This window comes from Shinella sp. BE166, from assembly GCF_051201095.1.
GTDB lineage: Bacteria > Pseudomonadota > Alphaproteobacteria > Rhizobiales > Rhizobiaceae > Shinella > Shinella lacus.
In genome coordinates this window covers 76,860-98,399 of sequence record NZ_JBPEHL010000004.1, presented here as the reverse complement: position 1 = coordinate 98,399, position 21,540 = coordinate 76,860, and the positions used below count along the sequence as shown (strand labels likewise).

The window sequence follows — 21,540 nt, the reverse complement described above, 5'->3', positions numbered from 1 at the left end:
AAGGCCGGTGCTACTTCAGGGCTTCGTCCGTCACGGCATGTGTCCAGGCGCCTTCCGGCTCCTTGGAGATGACCGGGTCCGAACCGCCGGCGAGCAGCGAGGCGACGGTGCGCTTGTAGTCCGCCTCGTCGAGCGCGCCGTTCGAGCCGGCCGTCAGCTTGGCGACTTCGCCCATCATGCGCTTCTGGTGCGCCTCGGTCTGGGCGCCGGTCGAATCGTTTTCGAGCACGATGTCGGCGGCTTCGTCCGGGTTCGCTTCCGCGTATTTCCAGCCCTTCATGGAGGCGCGCACGAACTTGACCATCTTCTCCTTGAAGGCCGGGTCGGCGAGCTTGTCTTCCAGCACGTAGAGGCCGTCTTCCAGCGTCGCGACGCCCTGGTCCTCATATTTGAAGGTGATCAGGTCCTCCGGCTTGATGCCGGCGTCGAGCACCTGCCCATATTCGTTGTAGGTCATGGTGGAGATGCAGGCGGCCTGCTTCTGGATCAGCGGATCGACGTTGAAACCCTGCTTGAGCACCGTCACGCCGTCCGGGCCGCCATCGGTCGGGATCTTCAGGTGCGCCATCCAGGAGAGGAACGGATATTCATTGCCGAAGAACCAGACGCCAAGCGTCTTGCCCTTGAAGTTTTCCGGGCCGGTGACGCCGGATTCCTTGAGACATGTCAGCATCATGCCGGAAGACTTGAACGGCTGGGCGATGTTGACGAGCGGCACACCCTTTTCGCGCGTGGCGAGCGCGGAAGGCATCCAGTCGACGACGACATCGGCGCCGCCGCCGGCGATCACCTGCGCGGGCGCGATATCCGGGCCGCCCGGCTTGATCTCGACGTCGAGGCCTTCTTCCTCATAAAACCCCTTGTCCTTGGCGACGTAATAGCCGGCGAACTGGGCCTGGGTGACCCATTTCAGCTGGAGCGTCACCTTGTCGGCGGCGTGCGCCTGGAACGCGGCAAGCGAGAAGGCGCTTGCCAGCAGCAGCGATGCGATCTTCGTTTTCATGTCAGTTCCCTCTTTCTTTTTGTTACGCCTGCCCACCACGGACAGACGGGTGCCAGAACGTGACGATCCGCTCGATGAGCGCGACCACCCCGTAGAAGGCGGAGCCAGCCACCGCGGCGACCGCGATTTCGGCCCAAACCATGTCGACATTCATGCGGCCCACTTCCGTGGAGATGCGAAAACCCATGCCGACGATGGGCGTTCCGAAGAATTCGGCGACGATCGCGCCGATCAGCGCGAGCGTGGAGTTGATCTTGAGCGCATTGAAGATGAAGGGCCAGGCGGCGGGAAGACGCAGCTTCACCAGCGTCTGGAACCAGTCGGCGGCATAGGTGCGCATCAGGTCGCGCTCCATGTGGCTCGTCGCGGCAAGGCCGGAGACGGTGTTCACCAGCATGGGGAAGAAGGTCATGATGACGACGACCGCCACCTTCGACTGCCAGTCGAAGCCGAACCACATGACCATGATGGGCGCGACACCGATGACCGGCAGCGCCGAGACGAAATTGCCGAGCGGCAACAGGCCCTTTTGCAGGAAGGGCGAGCGGTCGATGAGGATCGCGACGAGGAAGCCGAGGCCGCAGCCGAGCGCATAGCCGACGAGCACGGATTTCAGGAAGGTCTGGCGGAAATCGGCCCAGAGCGTCGGCACGGAATTGATCAGCCGCACCCAGATCATGCTCGGCGGCGGCAGCAGCACGGAGGGCACGTTGAAGCCCCGCACGATGCCTTCCCAGAGCACGAGGATCGTGGCGCCGAAGATCAGCGGCACGGCGATGCGTGCGGCGCGATCGGCGGCCGGGTTCACGAATTTTCGGCGCACCAGCCATTCGTTGAACGCCCAGGCGGCGAGCCAGAAGACGATGGCAGCGAGGAGGACGGAGAGGGTCATGTCCGTGCCCCCATGCGCTTGAGGACGCGCGTGTGGGCAATGCCGACGATGATGACGAGCAGCGCGGCGACCGCCGCCGCCATGAAGAGCGCCGCCCAGATCTGCACCGTCTGGCCGTAGTAGGAGCCTGCCAACAGGCGTGCGCCGAGGCCGGCGACGGCACCGGTCGGCAGTTCGCCGACGATGGCGCCGACCAGCGAGATGGCGACCGCCACCTTCAGCGAGGTGAAGAGGTAGGGCATGGAGGCGGGCCAGCGCAGCTTCCAGAAGGTCTGCGCGGGCGACGCGTTGTAGGTGTGCATCAGGTCGAGCTGGATCTGCTCGGGGCTGCGCAGCCCCTTCACCATGCCGACGACGACGGGGAAGAAAGACAGGTAGGTCGAGATCAGCGCCTTCGGCATCAGGCCGGAAATGCCCACCGCATTCAGCACCACGATGATCATGGGCGCGATGGCGAGGATGGGGATCGTCTGGCTGGCGATAACCCAGGGCATCAGCGAGCGGTCCATGGCGCGGTTGTGCACAATGCCGATGGCGAGCAATATTCCGAGCACGGCGCCCATCGAGAAGCCAAGCAGCGTCGCCGAGAGCGTGATCCACGAATGATAGACGAGGCTGCGCTTCGAGGTGATCGCCTTGTTGACGGTGGTGTCCCACAGCTCGGCAAAGACCTGGTGCGGTGCCGGCAGCACCGGCCGCTCCTGCGCCATCGTCTTCGGCAGCAGTTCGATGAAGCCGATCGTCCCGCCGGCGCGCGCCGCCTGGTCGCGCTCGAAGGGCGCGTTCAACACGACGGCGAAGACATACCAGAGTACCAGAAGCGCAAGCAGCACGGTGCCGATGGGAAGCAGGCGGTCGCGGAGGAAGCTGGCCTGTTCCATGCTCAGCTCCTTGCCGGGGAGGGCATCAGCATGAGGCCCATGGCGACGATGCCGAGTGCCACGCCCGCAAGCTGGGTGCCGCTCAGCCGTTCGCCGAAGAACAGGAAGGCGATGATGTTGATGAGAAACAGCTGGGTGATGGCCGACAGCGACACTGCAAGGCCAAGCCCGCCCTCGCGCATCAGCTTCAGCATCATCAGGTTGCCGACGATGTAGAGCGTCATGGAGAGCAGCAGGTAGAGGAGGTTCGTCGTGCCGATATAGGCGCGCGACGAGGTGGCGGCGCCGATGAAGACGGCGGTCGCGGCGAAGAGCCAGAGCACGTAGGGCAGCTTCATCAGGCGTGCTCCTCGTAGCTGTGGCCGGCGCGCAGGCCCTCGCGTACCCGGTGGGCGATTTCGAGGAATTCCGGCGTTTCGCGGATGTCGAGCGGCCGCTCCTTCGGCAGCGGTGATTCGATGATATCGGTCACGCGGCCGGGGCGGGGGCTCATCACGACGATCTTCGTCGAGAGATAGACGGCCTCGGGGATGGAATGTGTGACGAAGCAGATCGTCTTGTTCGTGCGCGCCCAGAGTTCCAGGAGCTGTTCGTTGAGGTGGTCGCGCACGATCTCGTCGAGCGCGCCGAAGGGTTCGTCCATCAGCAGCAGGTCGGCGTCGAAGGCGAGCGCGCGGGCGATCGACGCGCGCTGCTGCATGCCGCCGGAAAGCTGCCAGGGATATTTCTTCTCGAAGCCGGAGAGGTTGACGAGATCGAGCGTGCGCGCGACGCGCGCCTTCTGCTCGTCCCGACTATGGCCCATGATTTCCAGCGGAAGTGCGATGTTCTTCTCGATGGTGCGCCAGGGATAAAGTGCGGCCGCCTGGAAGACATAGCCATAGGCGCGGCGCCTGCGGGCTTCCTCCGGCGACATGCCGTTGATGGTGATCGTGCCGGAGGTCGGCTTTTCGAGATCGGCTATGACGCGGAGAAATGTCGTCTTGCCGCAGCCGGACGGGCCGATGAAGGAAACGAAATCGCCCTTTTCGACCGTGAGGTTGACGCCGGTCAGCGCTGTCACCGGGCCGTCGGCGGTCTGGAAGGTGAGGCCGAGCTCCTTGGCGGAAACGACGGTATCGGACAGGGATCGATCGGACATGCTGGTCATCTTTCGGCGCCCCTCACGGCGCGGTTTCCGGCAGACTGCATGTCCATTTCCAGCATTGCAATCGGCATTGTCTTCATTATCACTTTGGGCACGGAAATCTCACGGGGGACGAAACGATGGCGGTGGAATCGAAGGCCGAATGCCGGGTGGTGCGACCGGGCAGCACCTATGACGGCAAGCAGGGGTTCAGCTATTTCGAGGGCATCGCCCGCGAGAGCGTGGGCGCGTCCGGCATCTGCATGCATCTGCTGACGATCCCGCCGGGCGGACGGGCGAGGGCGCATATGCACGAGAGCCACGAGACGGCGATCTACATGCTCTCCGGCGAGGCCCATACCTGGTATGGCGAGCGGCTGGAAAACCACGTCATCGTCAAGGCGGGCGAGATGTTCTACATCCCCGCCGGCGTGCCGCATCTTCCCGCAAATCTCTCCGACCAGCCGGCCTCGGCGGTCATCGCTAGGACAGATCCCCACGAGCAGGAGAGCGTGGTGCTTCTGCCGCATTTGGAGGCGCTCATTGCGGTTTAGGCGTCGGGGCTTGCAGCCCTCTGACGGTTTGCCTGCGATCTGACGAAGCGGTGCAGCCATTCGATCTCCCCCCTTGAGGGGGAGATGTCCGGCAGGACAGAGGGGGGTGTATCTATGCCCTCCGACCGTCACTTTTCGCACCGCATGATCGGCCCCCAGCGCGTTCCGTCCGGAAAGCTGATCGTGTAACCGCCATTCTCCGGCGTCAGTGTCAGCTCGTAGGGCGTCGTCTCCTCGTAGCCTTCTTCATGGCACTCCGCAGGCACCACCGTGGCACCGTCCACCTGTTTTGCCTCGCCCTTGAATTCGCAATAGGAGGCCGCCGTGGTGACGCCCTCCTTGTTCAACAGGAAGAAGAAATCGGCGCCGGACGAATCGCCGGTCGCCGCATATTGGCAGCCTTCCTTGTTGCCGTAGGAACCGTCGACGACGTCGGCCGCCGCCACCGCCGGGCCGGTGAGAGTGGTGCCGAGAAAGAGGACGGGGAGCAGGCGGCCGGCGCGCATCAGACGCCGCTCGCCGGAATGCCGCTGCGCTCGACCTTGCGCGGCGCGGTGATTTCCTTCCACGTCGACAGTGCCTTGTTGACCGCCGTGAAGGGCTCGCGCTTGACGAACTGGCCGTGGCCCTCGCGGGTCTTCACGGTGCTTTCCTCGATGGCCACCACACCGCGCGTCAGCGTGTAGCGCGGCAGGCCCACCACTTCCTTGCCCTCGAAGACGTTGTAGTCGATCGAGGATTGCTGGCTCTTGGCGGAGATGGTCTTAGAGCGCTTCGGGTCCCACACGACGATATCCGCATCGGCGCCGACGAGGATCGCGCCCTTCCTCGGATAGACGTTGAGGATCTTGGCGATGTTGGTCGAGGTGACGGCGACGAACTCGTTCATGGTGAGGCGGCCGGTGTTGACGCCATTGGTCCAGAGCATCGGCATGCGGTCTTCCAGGCCGCCGGTGCCGTTCGGGATCTTGCGGAAATCGCCGGCGCCGGTGCGCTTCTGGTCGGTGGTGAAGGCGCAATGGTCGGTCGCGACCACCTGCAGGGAGCCCGCGGCAAGGCCGGCCCAGAGCGAGTCCTGGTGCTGCTTGTTGCGAAAGGGCGGGCTCATGACGCGGCGCGCCGAATGGTCCCAGTCCTTGTTGAAATATTCGCTTTCGTCGAGCGTCAGGTGCTGGATCAGCGGCTCGCCATAGACGCGCATGCCGTTCTGCCGGGCGCGGCGGATGGCCTCGTGCGCCTGTTCGCAGGAGGTGTGAACCACATAGAGCGGCGCACCCGCCATGTCGGCGATGATGATGGCGCGGTTCGTCGCCTCGCCTTCGACGGATGGCGGTCGCGAATAGGCGTGGCCTTCCGGCCCGTTGTTGCCCTCGTCCATCAGCTTGGCCTGCATGGCGGCGACGACGTCGCCGTTCTCCGCATGCACCAGGGGGAGGGCGCCGAGTGCCGCGCAGCGCTGGAACGAGGCGAACATTTCGTCGTCGTTCACCATCAAGGCACCCTTATAGGCCATGAAGTGCTTGAAGGTGTTGATGCCCTTTTCCTCGACGATGGCCTTCATCTCGTCGAAGACCTGTTCGCCCCACCAGGTGACGGACATGTGGAAGGAATAGTCGCAATTGGCGCGCGTCGACTTGTTGTCCCAGCGCTTCAGCGCGTCGAGCAGCGACTGGCCGGGATCGGGCAGGCAGAAATCGACCACCATGGTCGTGCCGCCGGCAAGGCCCGCGCGCGTGCCGCTCTCGAAATCATCGGCGGAATAGGTGCCCATGAAGGGCATTTCGAGATGCACATGCGGATCGATGCCGCCCGGCATGACATAACAGCCCGCCGCATCCAGCACCTCGTCGCCGGAAAGGTCCGGCCCGATCTCCACGATCTTCCCACCCTCGACCTTGACGTCCGCCTTGTAGGTGAGGTCGGCGGTGACAACGGTTCCGCCCTTGATGACTGTGCTCATTTTGGTTCGTTCCCTGTCTTGAATCGTTTGTGCACGCAAAGCGTGGGGCCGCCCGTCACGGATTACTCCGCAATCCCCGCCGTCTCGATCACCGCATGGAGCAGCACGTCGGCGCCGGCGGCGGCCCATTCCTTCGAGATGTCTTCCGCCTCGTTGTGCGAGAGGCCGCCGACGCAGGGGCACATGATCATCGTGGAGGGGGCCACCCGGGCGGTCCAGCAGGCGTCGTGGCCGGCGCCGGAGATGAGGTTCATGTGGCTGTAGCCGAGGTCTTCGGCGGCCTTGCGCACGGTTGCAACCAGCGTCGAATCGAAGGTGACGGGGTCGAAATGGCCGACGGCCTCGACCGAACAGCCGACGCCGAGCGCCTCGCAGATTTTTGGCGCTTCCGCCTCGATGCGGGCGCGCATGCCGTCGAGTTTCGCCTGGTCGGGCGAACGGATGTCGACGGTGAAGACCACCTTGCCGGGCAGCACGTTGCGCGAATTCGGCGAGAAGAACACCTGGCCGACACCGCCGACGGCACCCGGCTGGTTTTCCATGGCGACGGTCTGCACCATTTCGAGGATGCGCGACATGGCGAGGCCGGCATTGACGCGCATGGCCATCGGCGTCGAGCCGGTATGCGCCTCGCGGCCGGTCAGCGTGAATTCCAGCCACCACAGGCCCTGACAGTGGGTGACGACGCCGATGTCCTTACCTTCCGCTTCGAGGATTGGACCCTGTTCGATGTGATATTCGAAATAGGCGTGCATCTTGCGCGCGCCGACCTCTTCGTCGCCGATCCAGCCGATGCGCTTCAGCTCGTCGCCGAAGGTCTTTCCGTCCGGGTCCTTGCGGGCATAGGCGTAATCCTGGCTGTGCACGCCGGCGAAGACGCCGGAGGCGAGCATGGCGGGGGCGAAGCGGGCGCCTTCCTCGTTCGTCCAGTTGGTGACGACGATGGGATGCTTTGTCCTGATGCCGAGATCGTTCAGCGAGCGCACGACTTCGAGGCCGGCGAGCACGCCGAGCACGCCGTCATATTTGCCGCCGGTCGGTTGGGTGTCGAGATGCGAGCCGATATAGACGGGCAGCGCGTCCGGGTCCGTGCCCTCGCGCGTCATGAACATGTTGCCCATCGTGTCGACGCCCATGGTGAGGCCTGCGCTATCGCACCAGGCCTGGAACAGGCGGCGGCCTTCGGCGTCGGAATCGGTCAGCGTCTGGCGATTGTTGCCGCCGGCAATGCCGGGGCCGATCTTCGCCATGTCCATGAGGGAATCCCACAGGCGGTCCGCGTTGACACGCATGTTCTCGCCGGGTGCGGCCATGTCCTATGCTCCCACGTCTTCGGGCTTTTGCAACCCCATTTCGTTCCCACCGGCTGGCGGCGCCCTTGTTGTTTTCGCGCCTTCCGATCAGCAGTTGCCTTTACTTGATAACTGTCTGATAATTTGACCGGTTGGTAAACATTACAGCTTCCGTTGTGGCACTCAAGCCGAAAAACCAAAAAGCATATGGGTGCGCCCAAGAAAATGGCGGCTGGTTAAACTGGTGAATTTGGCGGCACTTTTCCGGATCGTCGGTCAAGGCCGGGGGGAGCACGATGGCATTACCGAGGGCGGCCAGGACACAACGGCGCACGCGCATCCAGGAGGCGAAGGAGGAGCAGATCCTCGAGGCGGCGCTGGAGGTGTTTTCGCTCCACGGCTTCCGCGGCGCCACCGTCGACCAGATCGCCGAGGTGGCCGGCATGTCCAAGCCAAACCTGCTCTACTATTTCCGCACCAAGGAGGCGATGCACCGCGCGCTGATCACCCGCGTGCTCGATACCTGGCTCGACCCGCTGCGCGAATTCGATGCGGAGGGCAATCCGGTCTCGGAAATCCGCAGCTACATTCGCCGCAAGCTGGAAATGGCGCGGGATTTCCCGCGCGAAAGCCGGCTCTTCGCCAATGAAATCCTGCAAGGCGCGCCGAATATCGAGGACGAGCTGAAGGGGCCGCTGAAGTCCCTCGTCGACGAGAAGGCCGAGGTCATTCGCGTCTGGGCGAAGGCGGGCAAGATTGCCAAATGCGATCCCTACCACCTGATCTTCTCGATCTGGTCGACCACCCAGCACTATGCCGACTTCGACGTGCAGGTGCGCGCGGTGCTGGGGCAGGAGCATGCCGGCGACGGGCGGTTCGAGGATGCGGCGCGCTTCCTCGAACAGCTCTTCCTCACCGGCCTGCATGTCAGCGAGCAGCCGGCCTAGTTTCCTTGGCAGGTTCCGCCTTTGGCGGGCCGAACAGGCTGGCAGCGATCTCCTCGCGTTCGCGCCAGAGCGCGGGAAGGGCGAGAAGGGCAATGCCGGTGACGGCGATCATCGTCTTGGTGAGCTGCGACAGTTCCGGCGTGCGGCCGTCGGCATAATAGACCGCATAGACGATGGCGACGTGCCAGACATAAACCTGCAGCGAATGGCGGCCGAGCAGGCGCAGGAAGCGCAGGGTGAAGACGGCGGTGACGCCGCCTGCCAGCTTTCGAACCCAGAGATTGTGATGCTTGGGGCCGGCGATCAGCAGCCAGGTGAGACCGATCGCGACGGCGGCGAAGTTGATGAGATAGACCGGGCCGAAATCCGCGCGAATCTCCATCGTCGCGAACTTGTCGAGCACGGATTGCGGCAGCAGGTCCCACGCCGTGACGATGCGCAGCGGTAGGAAGAACAGGCAGATGGCGAGTGCGGCCTTCGGCAGCAGCGTCTTTTCCGGCGAGAAGATGCGCTCCCAGTCGATCTTGTTTTGCGCCGTCAGGGCGCCAATCACCAGAGCGGAGAAGAAGACGATCTGCCAGCCGAGCAGGTTGAAGCTCGTGCGGATGCCCTGGCCGTCCGAGCCGGTGAAGAAGGTGTGCAGCGGATCGGTGATGAAGCGTTGCAGGCCGAGCTGTGCGGCCATCCAAACGATCAGCGAACCCGCCAGCACATGCGCCCATTTTCCGCGCAGGCACAGCCAGACGAGCGGCGGCGCGAAGAGCATGTAGACGATATATTGCGGCAGAATATCCATGAAGGTCGGCTGGAACAGGAAGGTGGCGATGGCCACCAGCCTGAGCGGCTCGTCGAAATTCGTGGTGCCGAGCCAGTTGTACCAGAGCCTGTAGGCATCGGGCAGCACCATCTGCACGACGAGAATGGCCATCACCGTGCCCATGGCATAGCGGTAGAGTTCGAAGGCGCGATTGCGGATGAGCTGGCGCCCGACGTCGTAGCCGTATTTCAGCATCTTGCGGGCGTAGACCATGCCGATGAGCAGGCCGGAGAGGAAGACGAAGCCCTGGGCGTCCTCGACAAAGGCGAACTGACGGTGGTTGACCTCCATCATCCAGTAGCCGCCGACGAAGATCAGGTGGTTGATGAGCATGAAGACGAGGAAGTAGCCCCGCATGCCATCTATGATGTCAAACCGCTTCAAAATATGCGCTCCGTCATTATTTTCCGTGCGCCCCAACGGGGCCCGAACGCACGAGACGGAAGATCGTTCCGAGAAAAATCAGTCGGGCAGGAAAGCCATCAAGGCGAGGCCGCAGGCCGTGATGAGCGCGCCGAGGGCGACCTGCGGGCTCGCCCAGCCGTGGCCGAGAAGGCCTTCGAGCAGGATGATGAAGCTCGGCGTCAGGTAGCCGTAGCCGAGCACTTTGGAGGCCGGCAGGCGCATCGAGGCATATTGCAGGAGCAGGAAGGTGCCGGCCGTGGTGACGACCGCGAGATAGGTGACGGCGGCATAGACGGCGAGCGGCAGCGCGGAAAAATCCGTTTCCACAAGGCCGCGTATGCCCGGCGGGATCAGCCAGAGTGCGGCACCCACAGTGACCCAGAAACCGAAGGCGACGGCGGGTTCGCCGCGGTCGAAGCGGCGGATCAGCGGCACGTAGAGCGCATGGCAGATGACGCCGGCAAAGAAGATCATCTCGCCGGTGCCGACATCGAAGGCGAGGATGGCGTCGATATTGCCGCGGAAGATGACCCAGACCGCACCGGCGGCGGCAATGAGCAGGCCGGCGAGCACACCCGGCCGTGTCCTCTGGCCCAGCACCGGCAGCGCAAAGCCGGCGCTCATCAGCGGCATCAGGGTGAAGACGGCGCCGGTGGCGATGGGGCTCGTAAATTCCAGCGCCCAGAACATGGTCAGCATGTAGAGGGCGATCAGGCCGCCGAGCAGGAGGAAGCGCCAGGCCTGTTTCGGCAAGGCGAGCGGAACCTTGAAGACGCCGAAGGCGAGGGCGGCCATGACGACGATCGTCATGAGGTAGCGCCAGAGCGTCAGCGGCTCGGCCTCCATGGTGCGCGCCGCGAGGCCGCCGAAGGAGAAGGACCCGGCGATCAACACCGCGAAGAGCAGCATGGCGATATGGCCTTTGAGCTTTTCGCGGCCTGTGGCATGAACACTGAGGCCCGCCCGGGCCGGCATACGCTTCGTCAAGAAAATGATCCTATGGTCTCGCCTGCGGCACGGTCATAGACCGCGTTGCCGTTCTGCGCCACTCCACACAGGATTGCCGCAATTCTCGCCCAAATCCGACGGCACAGAAGAGGACATGCAATGACGTCAGCCATCGGCTTCAAGGACACGGACCGCAAGACGAGCGAGTTGCTCGAAGACATCATCCACGCGATCAAGGGCGAGCACATCACGCTGCGCGACCTGCTGTCGATGATGGGCGAAAGCGGCCTGCTGCTGCTCTGCGCCTTCCTGTCGCTGCCGTTCCTGTTTCCGGTCTCCATTCCCGGCGTGTCGACGGTGTTCGGTGCCGGCATCGTGCTGATCAGCGCCGCGATCACGCTGAACCGTCTGCCCTGGCTGCCGCAAAAGGTCGCCGATCGCCGGTTGGAAAGCGGCAAGCTGCGTCCTGTGCTGGAGCGCGGCGTCAAGTTCCTGCGCAAGATTGACCGGTTCTTCAAGCCGCGTCTGACCGGGCTTACCTCCGGTGCCGTGATGAACCGCGTGAACGGTCTGGTGCTGATGGGTGCGGGTCTCCTGCTCATGGCGCCGCTCGGCCTCATTCCCTTCTCCAACACGCTGCCCGGCGTCGCCATCCTGCTGCTCGCCGCCGGCATTTCGCAGCGCGACGGGCTGGTGGTGCTGGGCGGGTACGTGATGGTCGTTCTGACGATCGTCTATTTCGCCGGGCTGGCACTTCTGGCCTATAGTGCGGGGCAGAGTTTCAGCCTCTTCGGGTGAGTTCCGGCTATGACTAAATCGGCAGCACGGCGTCGGGCTTTACGTCCCCCACCGATGCGTAGGTATGGGTCTCCCTGACGCCGGGCAAAGGCAGGATCACCCGCTCCAGAAAATCCTGAAACAGCGACATGTCGGCAATTCTCGCTTTCACGAGATAGTCGAAGCCGCCGATGACCATGTGGCATTCCAGCACTTCCGGCGCCTTCGAGATTGCATCGGAAAACCGCTCGAAAATATGCGGTGCCGTGTGGTCGAGGCGGACCTGGATGAACACCACCGTGCCGCGGCCGATCTTCTTTGGATCGAGGATCGCCCTGACGGCTTTGATATAACCCTCGCGAAACAGCCGCTTGACACGCTGGCTGGCCCCGGTCGGCGAGAGGCCGACCCTGTTCGCCAGTTCGAGCGTGGTCCGGCGGCCGTCTTCCTGAAGAAGTCTCAGCAGGCTGCGGTCGATGGTGTCGAGATCGGCAAGTTCATGATTCACGCTACATCATCCCACAGATGGTGATTTTCACTTTGAATGCAGAAATTCAATATATTTAGCCGCGCACGACTGAGCAATAGCATGTGATTGTCACGGGCCAAGGCCCGTCCCGCCAGGAGGGAGGCACACGTGCATATCGCGACGATCGGAGACAATGCCGGCAGCAAGCGGCTGGCCATTCTGGCCGGCATTGTGTTCGTTGCGATCACCACCATCCAGTTCGTTGCCGCCCGCTTCAGCCTGCGCGAACACCTGACGGCGGCCGATATCGTGAGCTTGCGATTTCTCGGCGCCGCTTTCGTCTTTTTGCCGGTGTTATGGACGACCGGCACCGCAAAGCTGAGGGCACTCGGCTGGCGGAAGACCGTTCCCTTGGCTATTTTGACGGGGTTGCCCTATCCGCTGATCATCAATCAGGGGCTTGCATATGCACCGGCGAGCCACGCCGCCGCCCTGTCGCCCGCCTCCATCCTGTTCTTCTCCTTCGTGTTCTCGCGCATCGTGTTCAAGGACAAGGTTTCCGGCGCTCGCATGGTCGGCATTGTCGCGGTCATCGTCGGCTTGCTGCTGTTCGTTTTCCACGCGGGCGCCGTCGCAGGCGACACGTTGCGCGGCGATCTGCTGTTTGCGGGATCGGGGATCATGTTCGCGGTCTATGCGGTGCTGGTAAGGCTCTGGTCGCTCGAAGCGGTGACCACGACGATCGCCGTCGTCCTCTTTTCCTGCCTGCCGCTTCCCTTGCTGCACGCCCTAGCGCCGAGCGGACTGGCATCGGCATCCATGGCCGAGATCGCCACGCAACTGGTGATCCAGGGTTTTCTTGCCGGTGCGGTTGCGGTGGTGCTCTACACCTACGTGGTTCGTCAGCTCGGCCCGCAACAGGCTTCGCTGTTCATGCCGTGCATTCCGGTGGCGACGGCGGTGGCCGGCATGGCGGTGCTCGGTGAAACACTGACGCTTTTCCAGATCATCGCCATCGCCAGCATAACATTCGGAATGGTCTTCCCGATCTTGAGAAAACGCTGACGTATATACTACAAAGCATCGATCGCAGAACGCGAAGTCCTGCGATCGATCTTGTGAAGGGTTACTCCGCGGCCTGCTTTGCCATCGGGTTGTTCGTGTGCGTCGTCCAGTTGGCGTAGTTGGGATCGACGGGCTTGCCGGTGCGCTGGTCAAGCACGCCGGGTTCGAGGCCGACCATGGTGATGCAGTTTTCGACCGGGCAGACGTTGACGCAGAGATTGCAGCCGACGCACTCGTCTTCCATCACCTCGAAGTGCCTGACACCGTTGACGAACTGCGTGATCGCCTGGTGCGAGGTGTCCTCGCAGGCGATGTGGCAGCGGCCGCACTTGATGCAGGCGTCCTGGTCGATCTTGGCCTTGGCGATGTAGTTGAGGTTGAGATACTGCCAGTCGGTGACGTTGGGCACCGCGCGGCCGCAGATGTCGTCCAGGTCGCGGTGGCCCTTGGCGTCCATCCAGGAGGACAGGCCGGTGATCATCTCCTGCACGATCTTGAAGCCGTAGGTCATCGCCGCCGTGCAGACCTGCACGTTGCCGCTGCCGAGAACGAGGAATTCCGCCGCATCGCGCCAGGTCGTGATGCCGCCGATGCCGGAGATCGGCATTCCGTAGGTTTCCGGATCGCGGGCGATCTCGGCCACCATGTTGAGGGCAATGGGCTTCACCGCCGGGCCGCAATAGCCGCCGTGGGTGCCCTTGCCGCCGACCGTCGGGTTCGGCGCGAAATTGTCGAGGTCGACGGAGACGATCGAATTGATCGTGTTGATCAGCGATACGGCATCGGTGCCGCCGGCCTTGGCGGCGCGGGCGGGCTTGCGGATGTCGGTAATATTCGGCGTCAGCTTGGTGATGACGGGCATGCGCGTGTACTGCTTGCACCAGCGCACCACCATCTCGATATATTCCGGCACCTGGCCGACGGCCGCCCCCATGCCGCGCTCGGACATACCGTGAGGACAGCCGAAGTTGAGCTCGATACCGTCGGCGCCGGTCTCTTCCACCAGCGGCAGGATCGCCTTCCAGCTCTCCTCCTCGCAGGGCACCATGATCGAGGCGATCAGCGCCCGGTCCGGCCAGTTCATCTTGACCTGCTTCATCTCGCGCAGGTTGGTGTAGAGGTCGCGGTCGGTGATGAGCTCGATATTGTTCAAGCCGAGAAGGCGACGGTCGGCGCCCCAGATCGCGCCGTAGCGCGGGCCGTTGACGTTGACGACCGGCGGGCCTTCCTCGCCGAGCGTCTTCCAGACCACGCCGCCCCAGCCCGCCTTGAAGGCGCGCTCTACGTTATAGGCCTTGTCGGTCGGCGGCGCGGAGGCGAGCCAGAACGGGTTGGGCGATTTGATGCCGACGAAGTTGTTGCGAAGATCAGCCATGTCTCATCTCCCTCAAGCGACGGCAAAGGCGGGCTGCGCACCGGCGGCCAGCATGCGGTTGATCGAATCGGCGGCATCGCGGCCTTGCGCGACCGAGGTGACCGTCAGATCCTCGCCGGCCTTCACGCAGTCGCCGCCCGCCCAGACATTGGCGGTGGAGGTGCGGCCTTCGGAATCCACGACGATACGCCCGCCGCTCATCGCCAGCGAACCGAGGCCGGAGGCCTCGAAGGTCTGGCCGATCGCCTTGAAGATCTGGTCGGCGGCAAGCACGCCGGTCTCGCCGGTGCCGGTAAGCGCGCCGTCGCGCATCTCGGTATATTCCACCTCGATGCCGGCGACATGGCCGTCCTTGGCGATGACCCGCTTCGGCTGGAGCCAGTGGCGGATCATCACGCCCTTGGAGGCGGCGAGATCCTGTTCGAATTCGGAGGCGTTCATGTGCTCCTTGCCACGGCGGTAGCAGATCGTCACTTCCTCAGCGCCAAGCAGTTTTGCCTGTACGGCGGCATCCACCGCCGTCATGCCGCCGCCGATGACGACGACGCGCCTGCCAACGGGGATGGCAGCCTTGTCTTCGGCCTGGCGCAGTTCCGCGATGAAATCGACGGCGTCGACGACGCCCGGCAGCGTTTCGCCCTCGGCGCGCAAGGCGTTGACGCCGGCAAGGCCCATGCCGAGGAAGACGGCGTCGAAATTGGCGGTGAGGTCGGCGAGCGAGAAATCGCGGCCGAGCTTCAGGCCGTTCTTCACCTCGATGCCGCCGATCGCCAGCACATAATCGACTTCCTTCTGCGCGAAATCGTCGACCGCCTTGTAGGTGGCGATGCCGTATTCGTTGAGGCCGCCGGCCTTTTCGCGCGCATCGAAGACGACGACGTCATGGCCGTTCATGGCGAGGCGGTGGGCTGCGGCGAGGCCGGCCGGGCCGGCGCCGACGACGGCGATCGCCTTGCCGGTGCGCGCGGCACGCTCGTAAAAGTGCTTGTTCTCCGTCATCGCCACGTCGGTCGCGTAGCGTTGCAGGCGGCCGATCTCGACGGGGCGGTGTTCGGCGGTGTTGCGCACGCAGGCCTGTTCGCACAGCGTCTCGGTGGGACAGACGCGGGCGCACATGCCGCCGAGGATGTTCTGGTCGAAGATCGTCTTCGCCGAGCCGATCGGGTTGCCGGTCGAGATCTGGCGGATGAACAGCGGAATGTCGATGGAGGTGGGACAGGCCGTCATGCACGGCGCGTCATGACAGAAGTAGCAGCGGTCTGCCGCGACCAGCGCCTCATGGTCGTCGAGGCGCGGATGGAGGTCGGAAAAATTCGTCTCGTATTCGGCGGGCGCAAGTCGCCCCCGATGGATCCCAGATTGCGTCGTTCCCATGTTATTCTCCCATTCGCGTGGGCTTTTGAATGACAGAACGGTAACTCAGGTTTATTTTTTTATCAAACGGTAAAATTTACGGAGAAATGCCGGTTTCTCAGGCGGTCCAGCGCGCAAAAACATGAGATTTTAAGTTATGTTTTCAGCGCATTGCTGGTAACGCATGCCGGAGGCTGTCCCTGCTGCGGCATCATGTGACGTTTGACAGAGGGCGTGAAAAGATGCAGCAAATCGTTTGAAACAATCGGGGAAAACCATGGCGAAGCGGACGGAGACAGCCGGGCGGCTGGACGATGCGGCGAGGGCTGGCTGGCTCTATTACGTCGCGGGCCGCACGCAGGACGAGATCGCGTCCGCCATGGGCATTTCCCGCCAGTCGGCGCAGCGCCTCGTGTCGCTCGCCGTCGCCGAGCGCCTGATCAAGGTGCGGCTCGATCATCCGATCGCCGAATGCCTGGAACTCGGCGAAGCGCTGCGCAAGAAATTCGGGCTGGTGCATGTCGATATCGTGCCGAGCGATCCGGGTTCCTCGTCCACGACGATCGGCATTGCGGAGGCGGGTGCGGCGGAAATCGAGCGCTGGCTGAAGAAGACCGATCCGATCGTGCTGGCGGTTGGTACGGGGCGCACGCTGAAGGCGGCGATCGACCAGCTGCCGACCATGGAATGTCCGCAGCATCGCATCATGTCGCTGACCGGCAATATCGGGCCGGACGGGTCGGCTGCCTATTACAACGTCATCTTCTCCATGGCCGATGCGGTGAAGGCGCGGCACTATCCGATGCCGTTGCCGGTGCTCGTCTCCTCCACCGAGGAGCGCGACCTGCTGCACAAGCAGAGCCTCGTGCAGTCCACCTTGCGGCTCGGCCGCGAGGCGGACGTCGCCTTCGTCGGTATCGGCGAGCTCGGCGCGGATGCGCCGCTCTGCCTCGACGGCTTCCTCGATCCGGAGGAGATGGCGCGGCTGATGGAGGAAGGCGCCGCGGGCGAGATCTGCGGCTGGATGTTCGACCGCGATGGCAAGCTGCTCGAAGGCAGCATCAACGAACGCGTCGCCTCCGTGCCGCTGCCGCCGCGCGAGACGACGACGGTGATCGGGCTTGCCAAGGGCAAGCGCAAGCATCTCGCCCTGCTTGCGGCGCTTCGCGGCGGCATGATCAACGGCGTCATCACCGATGAGTCGACGGCGCGCCACCTGCTTTCGGCCTGAGCCGAGCGGGTCTCCACACAGAAATTTCCCATCAAATTCAATGAGCATTGCTCCGCTTTGTGCGGTGCAGCAACGATTCGCGTTGACTTATCATGGCAATTTATGGGTAATTGCTCATGAGCGAAGCAAATGCTCAAAACCCTTCTGGGAGGAAGATGATGAATTTGAGAACCCTTCTGCTGGGCGTCAGCTCGGCTGCTCTCCTGTGCGGTTTCGCCAACGCCGAAACGCTGACCATCGCCACCGTCAACAATGGCGACATGGTGCGCATGCAGGGCCTGACGGAAGCCTTCACGACGAAAAACCCGGACATTCAGCTCGAGTGGGTCACGCTCGAGGAAAACGTGCTGCGTGAGCGCGTTACGACCGATGTCGCGACCAAGGGCGGTCAGTACGACATCATGACGATCGGCACCTACGAGGTTCCGATCTGGGCAAAGCAGGGCTGGCTGGTACCGCTCGACAATCTCGGTGCCGACTACGACGTCGACGACCTGCTGCCGGCCATTCGCGCCGGTCTGACGGGCGACGACGGCAAGCTCTATGCCGCGCCGTTCTACGGCGAAAGCTCGATGGTCATGTACCGCAAGGACCTGATCGAGAAGGCCGGGCTCACCATGCCCGACGCGCCGACCTGGGAGTTCATCGGTGAAGCAGCCCGCAAGATGACCGACCGCGCGGCCGGCATCAACGGCATCTGCCTTCGCGGCAAGGCCGGCTGGGGCGAGAACATGGCGTTCCTGACCGCCACGTCCAACGCCTTCGGCGCTCGCTGGTTCGACGAGAAGTGGGTGCCGCAGTTCGACCAGCCGGAATGGAAGAACACGCTCGACATGTACGTCAAGCTGATGACCGACGCCGGCCCGCAGGGCGCGTCCTCCAACGGCTTCAACGAGAACCTTGCGCTCTTCCAGCAGGGCAAGTGCGGCATGTGGATCGACGCCACGGTCGCCGCATCCTTCGTAACGAACCCGAAGGAATCGACGGTCGCCGACAAGGTCGGTTTCGCCCTTGCTCCCGACACGGGCCTCGGCAAGCGCGGCAACTGGCTCTGGGCCTGGAACCTCGCCATCCCGGCAGGCTCGCAGAAGACCGAAGCGGCAGAAAAGTTCATCGCCTGGGCAACCAGCAAGGAATATGCCGCTCTCGTCGCCGAGAAGGAAGGCTGGGCAAACGTGCCTCCGGGCACGCGCAAGTCGCTCTATGAAAACGCCGAGTACCAGAAGGCGGCTCCGTTCGCCAAGATGACGCTCGACTCGATCGACGCCGCCGATCCGAAGAACCCGGCCGTCAAGCCGGTGCCCTATGTCGGCGTGCAGTTCGTGGCCATCCCTGAATTCCAGGGTCTCGGCACGACGGTCGGCCAGCTCTTCTCGGCAGCCCTTGCCGGCCAGATGACGGTCGACGATGCGCTTGCCCAGGCACAGCAGGTCACGACCCGCGAAATGACCCGCGCCGGCTACATCAAGTAAACCTCCTCCCCAAGGACAGGCTGCCCGGATGCGTTCCGGGCAGCCGAAAACGGGGTCTTTGCATCCGGCGCGGCCATTCCGCGCCGGAACTGTAAAAAACGTGTGACAACGGCACTCGGGCTCTATCCAATATGGATGCGATGCCTGTCCGGCGCGGGGAGCGGCCGGCGAAAAGGGAGGTCACGACAATGGCGACGGAGAACACGCGCGGTTTGGCGCGGATGATGTTGGCGCCCTCGGTGGGGTTGCTGTTGATCTGGATGATCGTGCCATTGGCGATGACGCTGTGGTTTTCGTTCCAGAACTACAATCTCCTGAACCCGGCGAATGTCAGCTGGGCGGGGCTGTTCAACTATCAGTATTTCTATACCGATCCGGCCTTCTTCCAGTCGATCTGGAACACGCTGCTGATCGTCGGCGGGGTGCTGCTGATCACGGTGATCGGCGGGATCGGGATTGCGCTGCTGCTCGACCAGCCGATGTGGGGGCAGGGGATCGTGCGCATCATGATCATCTCGCCGTTCTTCGTCATGCCGCCGGTGGCGGCCCTCGTCTGGAAGAACATGATCATGCATCCAGGATACGGGGTGCTTGCGGACATCAATAGGTCCCTTGGTCTCCAGCCGGTCGACTGGTTCGCGCAATATCCGCTGTTCTCGATCATCATCATCGTCGCCTGGCAATGGCTGCCCTTCGCAACCCTCATCCTGCTCACAGCGCTGCAATCGCTTGACGGCGAGCAGAAGGAAGCGGCCGAGATGGATGGCGCCGGCTTCGTTTCCCGCTTCATCTACCTGACGGTGCCGCATCTCTCGCGCTCGATCACGGTCGTCATCCTCATCCAGACGATCTTCCTGCTCGGCGTCTATGCGGAAATCCTCGTCACGACGAATGGCGGGCCGGGTTATGCGTCCACCAACCTGCCGTTCCTGATCTACCGCACGGCCCTTCTCGGCTACGACGTCGGCGGAGCTTCCGCCGGTGGCATCATCGCCGTCATCCTCGCCAATATCGTCGCCTTCTTCCTGATGCGCGCCGTCGGCAAGAACCTGGACAAGTAGGGAGCAAGATCATGGCTAGAGCCGTTTCAACGAGAAGAACCGTCGTCTTCACGATCGCCGCCTGGATCATCGCGCTGATCATCTTCTTCCCGATCCTCTACACGATCATCACCTCGTTCAAATCCGAGACCGAGGCAATCCAGGGCTTCAACATCGTTCCGTCCGGCACGGTCGAGAGCTACCAGGCCGTTCAGGCGCAGAGCAACTACTTCAAGTTCTTCCTGAACTCGGTGATCCTGTCGCTCGGCTCGACGCTCCTGGCATTGCTGATCGCCGTGCCGGCCGCCTGGTCGATGGCGTTCTCGCCGACCGCCAAGACCAAGGACATCCTGATGTGGATGCTCTCCACCAAGATGATGCCGGCCGTCGCCGTGCTGGTGCCGATCTACCTGCTGTTTCGCGACTTCGGCCTGCTCGACAGCCGCATCGGCCTCACCGTCATGCTGACCATGATCAACCTGCCGATCGTGATCTGGATGCTCTACACCTACTTCCGCGAAATCCCGGGTGAGATCCTGGAGGCGGCCCGCATGGATGGCGCATCGCTCTGGGGCGAGATCGTCTACGTGCTGACGCCGATGGCGGTGCCGGGCATCGCATCGACCATGCTGCTCAACATCATCCTCGCCTGGAACGAGGCCTTCTGGACGATCCGCCTGACGACGACCAACGCCGCGCCGCTGACCGCCTTCATCGCCTCGTTCTCCAGCCCGCAGGGTCTCTTCTGGGCGAAACTCTCGGCAGCCTCCACGCTCGCCATCGCCCCCATCCTCATCATGGGATGGTTTTCGCAAAAGCAGCTTGTCCGCGGCCTGACCTTCGGCGCCGTGAAGTAAAGACCAGGATCGGGGAGGAGCCATCATGGGCAAAATCATTCTGAAGAAAGTCAACAAGAGCTTCGGCGCGACGCAGGTCATTCCGGGCATCGACCTCACCATCGAGGATGGCGAGTTCGTGGTCTTCGTCGGCCCGTCGGGCTGCGGCAAGTCCACGCTGCTGCGCCTTATCGCCGGCCTCGAAGACACCACCAGCGGCTCGATCGAGATCGACGGACGCGACGTCACCGGCGAGGCACCCGCACGGCGCGGGCTTGCCATGGTGTTCCAGTCCTACGCGCTCTATCCGCATATGAGCGTGCGCAACAACATCGCCTTCCCGCTGAAGATGGCGAAGATGGACCAGGCCGCGATCGACAAGAAGGTGACGGATGCCGCGCGCGTCCTGAACCTCACCAACTACCTCGACCGTCGTCCGGGTCAACTTTCCGGCGGTCAGCGCCAGCGCGTGGCCATCGGCCGGGCGATCGTGCGCGAACCGTCGGCTTTTCTTTTCGACGAGCCGCTGTCGAACCTCGACGCGGCGCTGCGCGGCACGATGCGGCTCGAGATCAGCGAGCTGCACCACCAGCTGAAGACCACGATGATCTATGTCACCCACGACCAGGTGGAAGCCATGACCATGGCCGACAAGATCGTGGTTCTCAACGCCGGCAATATCGAGCAGGTCGGCTCGCCGCTCGATCTCTATAACAAGCCGGACAACCTCTTCGTCGCCGGCTTCATCGGCTCGCCGCGCATGAACTTCGTCAAGGGCGAGGCGGCCAAGCCGTGGAACGCGCCGACCGTCGGCATCCGCCCGGAACACCTGAAGCTCTCCAAGGAGAGCGGCACCTGGAAGGGCCTCGTCGGCGTCGCCGAACATCTCGGCTCCGACACCTTCCTGCACGTCAATGCCGAGGGCATCGGCATGATGACGGTGCGCGCCGGCGGCGACTTCCCCGTCACCCATGGCGACACCGTCTACCTGACGCCGGAAGAGGGCCGCATCCATCGTTTCGACGACAAGGGCCTGGCCATCCGCTGAGGCACACCAGAACGAGCCGGGGCCGCACGCGCATCGCGAGGCCCCGGCA

At 63.4% G+C, this 21,540-nt stretch carries 22 protein-coding genes; 9 read left to right on the top strand and 13 right to left on the bottom strand.

What is annotated here, in order from left to right; all coding sequences use genetic code 11:
* Positions 1-10 precede the first annotated feature (10 nt).
* The 5 genes from J2Y63_RS11115 to J2Y63_RS11095 are packed head-to-tail and all read right to left on the bottom strand — an operon-like array spanning position 11 to position 3,917.
* Entirely contained in the window at positions 11-1,003 is a 993-nt protein-coding gene (locus J2Y63_RS11115) for an ABC transporter substrate-binding protein (RefSeq protein WP_256121081.1), read from the bottom strand.
* 22 nt (positions 1,004-1,025) lie between these two features.
* Positions 1,026-1,895 carry an ABC transporter permease gene (locus J2Y63_RS11110; RefSeq protein WP_435266127.1) on the bottom strand — a complete coding sequence of 290 codons (870 nt, stop codon included), beginning with the start codon at positions 1,893-1,895 and terminating at the stop codon, positions 1,026-1,028.
* On the bottom strand, positions 1,892-2,776 hold the full coding sequence (locus tag J2Y63_RS11105; protein WP_435266126.1) for an ABC transporter permease: 885 nt from the start codon (positions 2,774-2,776) through the stop codon (positions 1,892-1,894). Before J2Y63_RS11105 ends, J2Y63_RS11110 begins: the two co-directional genes overlap by 4 nt.
* Positions 2,777-2,778: 2 nt before the next feature.
* Complete coding sequence (locus tag J2Y63_RS11100) at positions 2,779-3,114, bottom strand: hypothetical protein (RefSeq protein ID WP_256121084.1); 336 nt, start codon at positions 3,112-3,114, stop codon at positions 2,779-2,781.
* Entirely contained in the window at positions 3,114-3,917 is an 804-nt protein-coding gene (locus J2Y63_RS11095) for an ABC transporter ATP-binding protein (RefSeq protein ID WP_435266125.1), read from the bottom strand. Before J2Y63_RS11095 ends, J2Y63_RS11100 begins: the two co-directional genes overlap by 1 nt.
* A 125-nt stretch (positions 3,918-4,042) precedes the next feature.
* Here J2Y63_RS11095 and J2Y63_RS11090 point away from each other — a divergent pair, with 125 nt between their 5' ends.
* The gene (locus tag J2Y63_RS11090) at positions 4,043-4,456 is read left to right on the top strand and encodes a cupin domain-containing protein (RefSeq protein ID WP_435266124.1); all 414 of its coding nucleotides are present in this window, start codon (positions 4,043-4,045) and stop codon (positions 4,454-4,456) included.
* Between the two features lie 128 nt (positions 4,457-4,584).
* Here the strand turns inward: J2Y63_RS11090 and J2Y63_RS11085 are convergent, their stop codons facing one another.
* From J2Y63_RS11085 to J2Y63_RS11075, 3 genes are all read right to left on the bottom strand, one after another.
* Positions 4,585-4,962, bottom strand: coding sequence for a hypothetical protein (locus tag J2Y63_RS11085; RefSeq protein WP_435266123.1), 378 nt, complete (start codon positions 4,960-4,962; stop codon positions 4,585-4,587).
* Entirely contained in the window at positions 4,962-6,416 is a 1,455-nt protein-coding gene (gene hydA, locus J2Y63_RS11080; protein ID WP_435266122.1) for a dihydropyrimidinase, read from the bottom strand. Before hydA ends, J2Y63_RS11085 begins: the two co-directional genes overlap by 1 nt.
* 62 nt (positions 6,417-6,478) lie before the next feature.
* Positions 6,479-7,729, bottom strand: a complete 1,251-nt coding sequence (locus J2Y63_RS11075) for a Zn-dependent hydrolase (protein ID WP_435266121.1) — start codon at positions 7,727-7,729, stop codon at positions 6,479-6,481.
* Between the two features lie 275 nt (positions 7,730-8,004).
* On the opposite strand from J2Y63_RS11075, the gene J2Y63_RS11070 reads away from it, so the two are divergent.
* Complete coding sequence (locus J2Y63_RS11070; RefSeq protein ID WP_435266120.1) at positions 8,005-8,655, top strand: TetR family transcriptional regulator C-terminal domain-containing protein; 651 nt, start codon at positions 8,005-8,007, stop codon at positions 8,653-8,655.
* On the opposite strand, the gene J2Y63_RS11065 is transcribed toward J2Y63_RS11070, so the two are convergent.
* Both J2Y63_RS11065 and J2Y63_RS11060 read right to left on the bottom strand, forming a co-directional pair.
* A complete protein-coding gene (locus J2Y63_RS11065; RefSeq protein ID WP_435266119.1) occupies positions 8,636-9,856 on the bottom strand; it encodes an OpgC family protein in 1,221 nt (406 codons plus the stop codon). The two genes, J2Y63_RS11070 and J2Y63_RS11065, sit on opposite strands and share 20 nt — an antisense overlap.
* 78 nt (positions 9,857-9,934) lie before the next feature.
* Positions 9,935-10,864: a DMT family transporter gene (locus J2Y63_RS11060; protein WP_256121092.1), complete on the bottom strand. Its 930-nt coding sequence runs from the start codon at positions 10,862-10,864 to the stop codon at positions 9,935-9,937.
* A gap of 120 nt (positions 10,865-10,984) precedes the next feature.
* Between J2Y63_RS11060 and J2Y63_RS11055 the strand changes: the two genes are divergently transcribed.
* Positions 10,985-11,623: an exopolysaccharide biosynthesis protein gene (locus tag J2Y63_RS11055; RefSeq protein WP_435266118.1), complete on the top strand. Its 639-nt coding sequence runs from the start codon at positions 10,985-10,987 to the stop codon at positions 11,621-11,623.
* A gap of 13 nt (positions 11,624-11,636) precedes the next feature.
* On the opposite strand, the gene J2Y63_RS11050 is transcribed toward J2Y63_RS11055, so the two are convergent.
* Positions 11,637-12,110, bottom strand: a complete 474-nt coding sequence (locus J2Y63_RS11050; RefSeq protein ID WP_435266117.1) for an Lrp/AsnC family transcriptional regulator — start codon at positions 12,108-12,110, stop codon at positions 11,637-11,639.
* A 129-nt stretch (positions 12,111-12,239) separates the two neighbouring features.
* Between J2Y63_RS11050 and J2Y63_RS11045 the strand changes: the two genes are divergently transcribed.
* A complete protein-coding gene (locus tag J2Y63_RS11045) occupies positions 12,240-13,136 on the top strand; it encodes a DMT family transporter (RefSeq protein ID WP_435266116.1) in 897 nt (298 codons plus the stop codon).
* Between the two features lie 61 nt (positions 13,137-13,197).
* Here J2Y63_RS11045 and preA read toward each other — a convergent pair whose 3' ends face one another.
* Together preA and J2Y63_RS11035 are read right to left on the bottom strand one after the other, a co-directional pair.
* Positions 13,198-14,511 carry an NAD-dependent dihydropyrimidine dehydrogenase subunit PreA gene (gene preA / locus J2Y63_RS11040; RefSeq protein ID WP_435266115.1) on the bottom strand — a complete coding sequence of 438 codons (1,314 nt, stop codon included), beginning with the start codon at positions 14,509-14,511 and terminating at the stop codon, positions 13,198-13,200.
* 12 nt (positions 14,512-14,523) lie between these two features.
* On the bottom strand, positions 14,524-15,885 hold the full coding sequence (locus J2Y63_RS11035) for an NAD(P)-dependent oxidoreductase (protein WP_256121097.1): 1,362 nt from the start codon (positions 15,883-15,885) through the stop codon (positions 14,524-14,526).
* 256 nt (positions 15,886-16,141) lie between these two features.
* Between J2Y63_RS11035 and J2Y63_RS11030 the strand changes: the two genes are divergently transcribed.
* The 5 genes from J2Y63_RS11030 to J2Y63_RS11010 all read left to right on the top strand — a co-directional run bounded on the left by J2Y63_RS11030 (position 16,142) and on the right by J2Y63_RS11010 (position 21,491).
* Positions 16,142-17,095: a sugar-binding transcriptional regulator gene (locus J2Y63_RS11030; RefSeq protein WP_435266114.1), complete on the top strand. Its 954-nt coding sequence runs from the start codon at positions 16,142-16,144 to the stop codon at positions 17,093-17,095.
* A 158-nt stretch (positions 17,096-17,253) separates the two neighbouring features.
* Entirely contained in the window at positions 17,254-18,567 is a 1,314-nt protein-coding gene (locus J2Y63_RS11025; protein WP_256121099.1) for an ABC transporter substrate-binding protein, read from the top strand.
* A gap of 188 nt (positions 18,568-18,755) precedes the next feature.
* Positions 18,756-19,628: a carbohydrate ABC transporter permease gene (locus tag J2Y63_RS11020; protein ID WP_256121100.1), complete on the top strand. Its 873-nt coding sequence runs from the start codon at positions 18,756-18,758 to the stop codon at positions 19,626-19,628.
* Between the two features lie 11 nt (positions 19,629-19,639).
* The gene (locus J2Y63_RS11015) at positions 19,640-20,464 is read left to right on the top strand and encodes a carbohydrate ABC transporter permease (RefSeq protein ID WP_256121101.1); all 825 of its coding nucleotides are present in this window, start codon (positions 19,640-19,642) and stop codon (positions 20,462-20,464) included.
* A gap of 25 nt (positions 20,465-20,489) precedes the next feature.
* Positions 20,490-21,491 (top strand): ABC transporter ATP-binding protein, encoded by a 1,002-nt coding sequence (locus tag J2Y63_RS11010; protein WP_256121102.1) that lies wholly within the window; start codon positions 20,490-20,492, stop codon positions 21,489-21,491.
* Positions 21,492-21,540 lie beyond the last annotated feature (49 nt).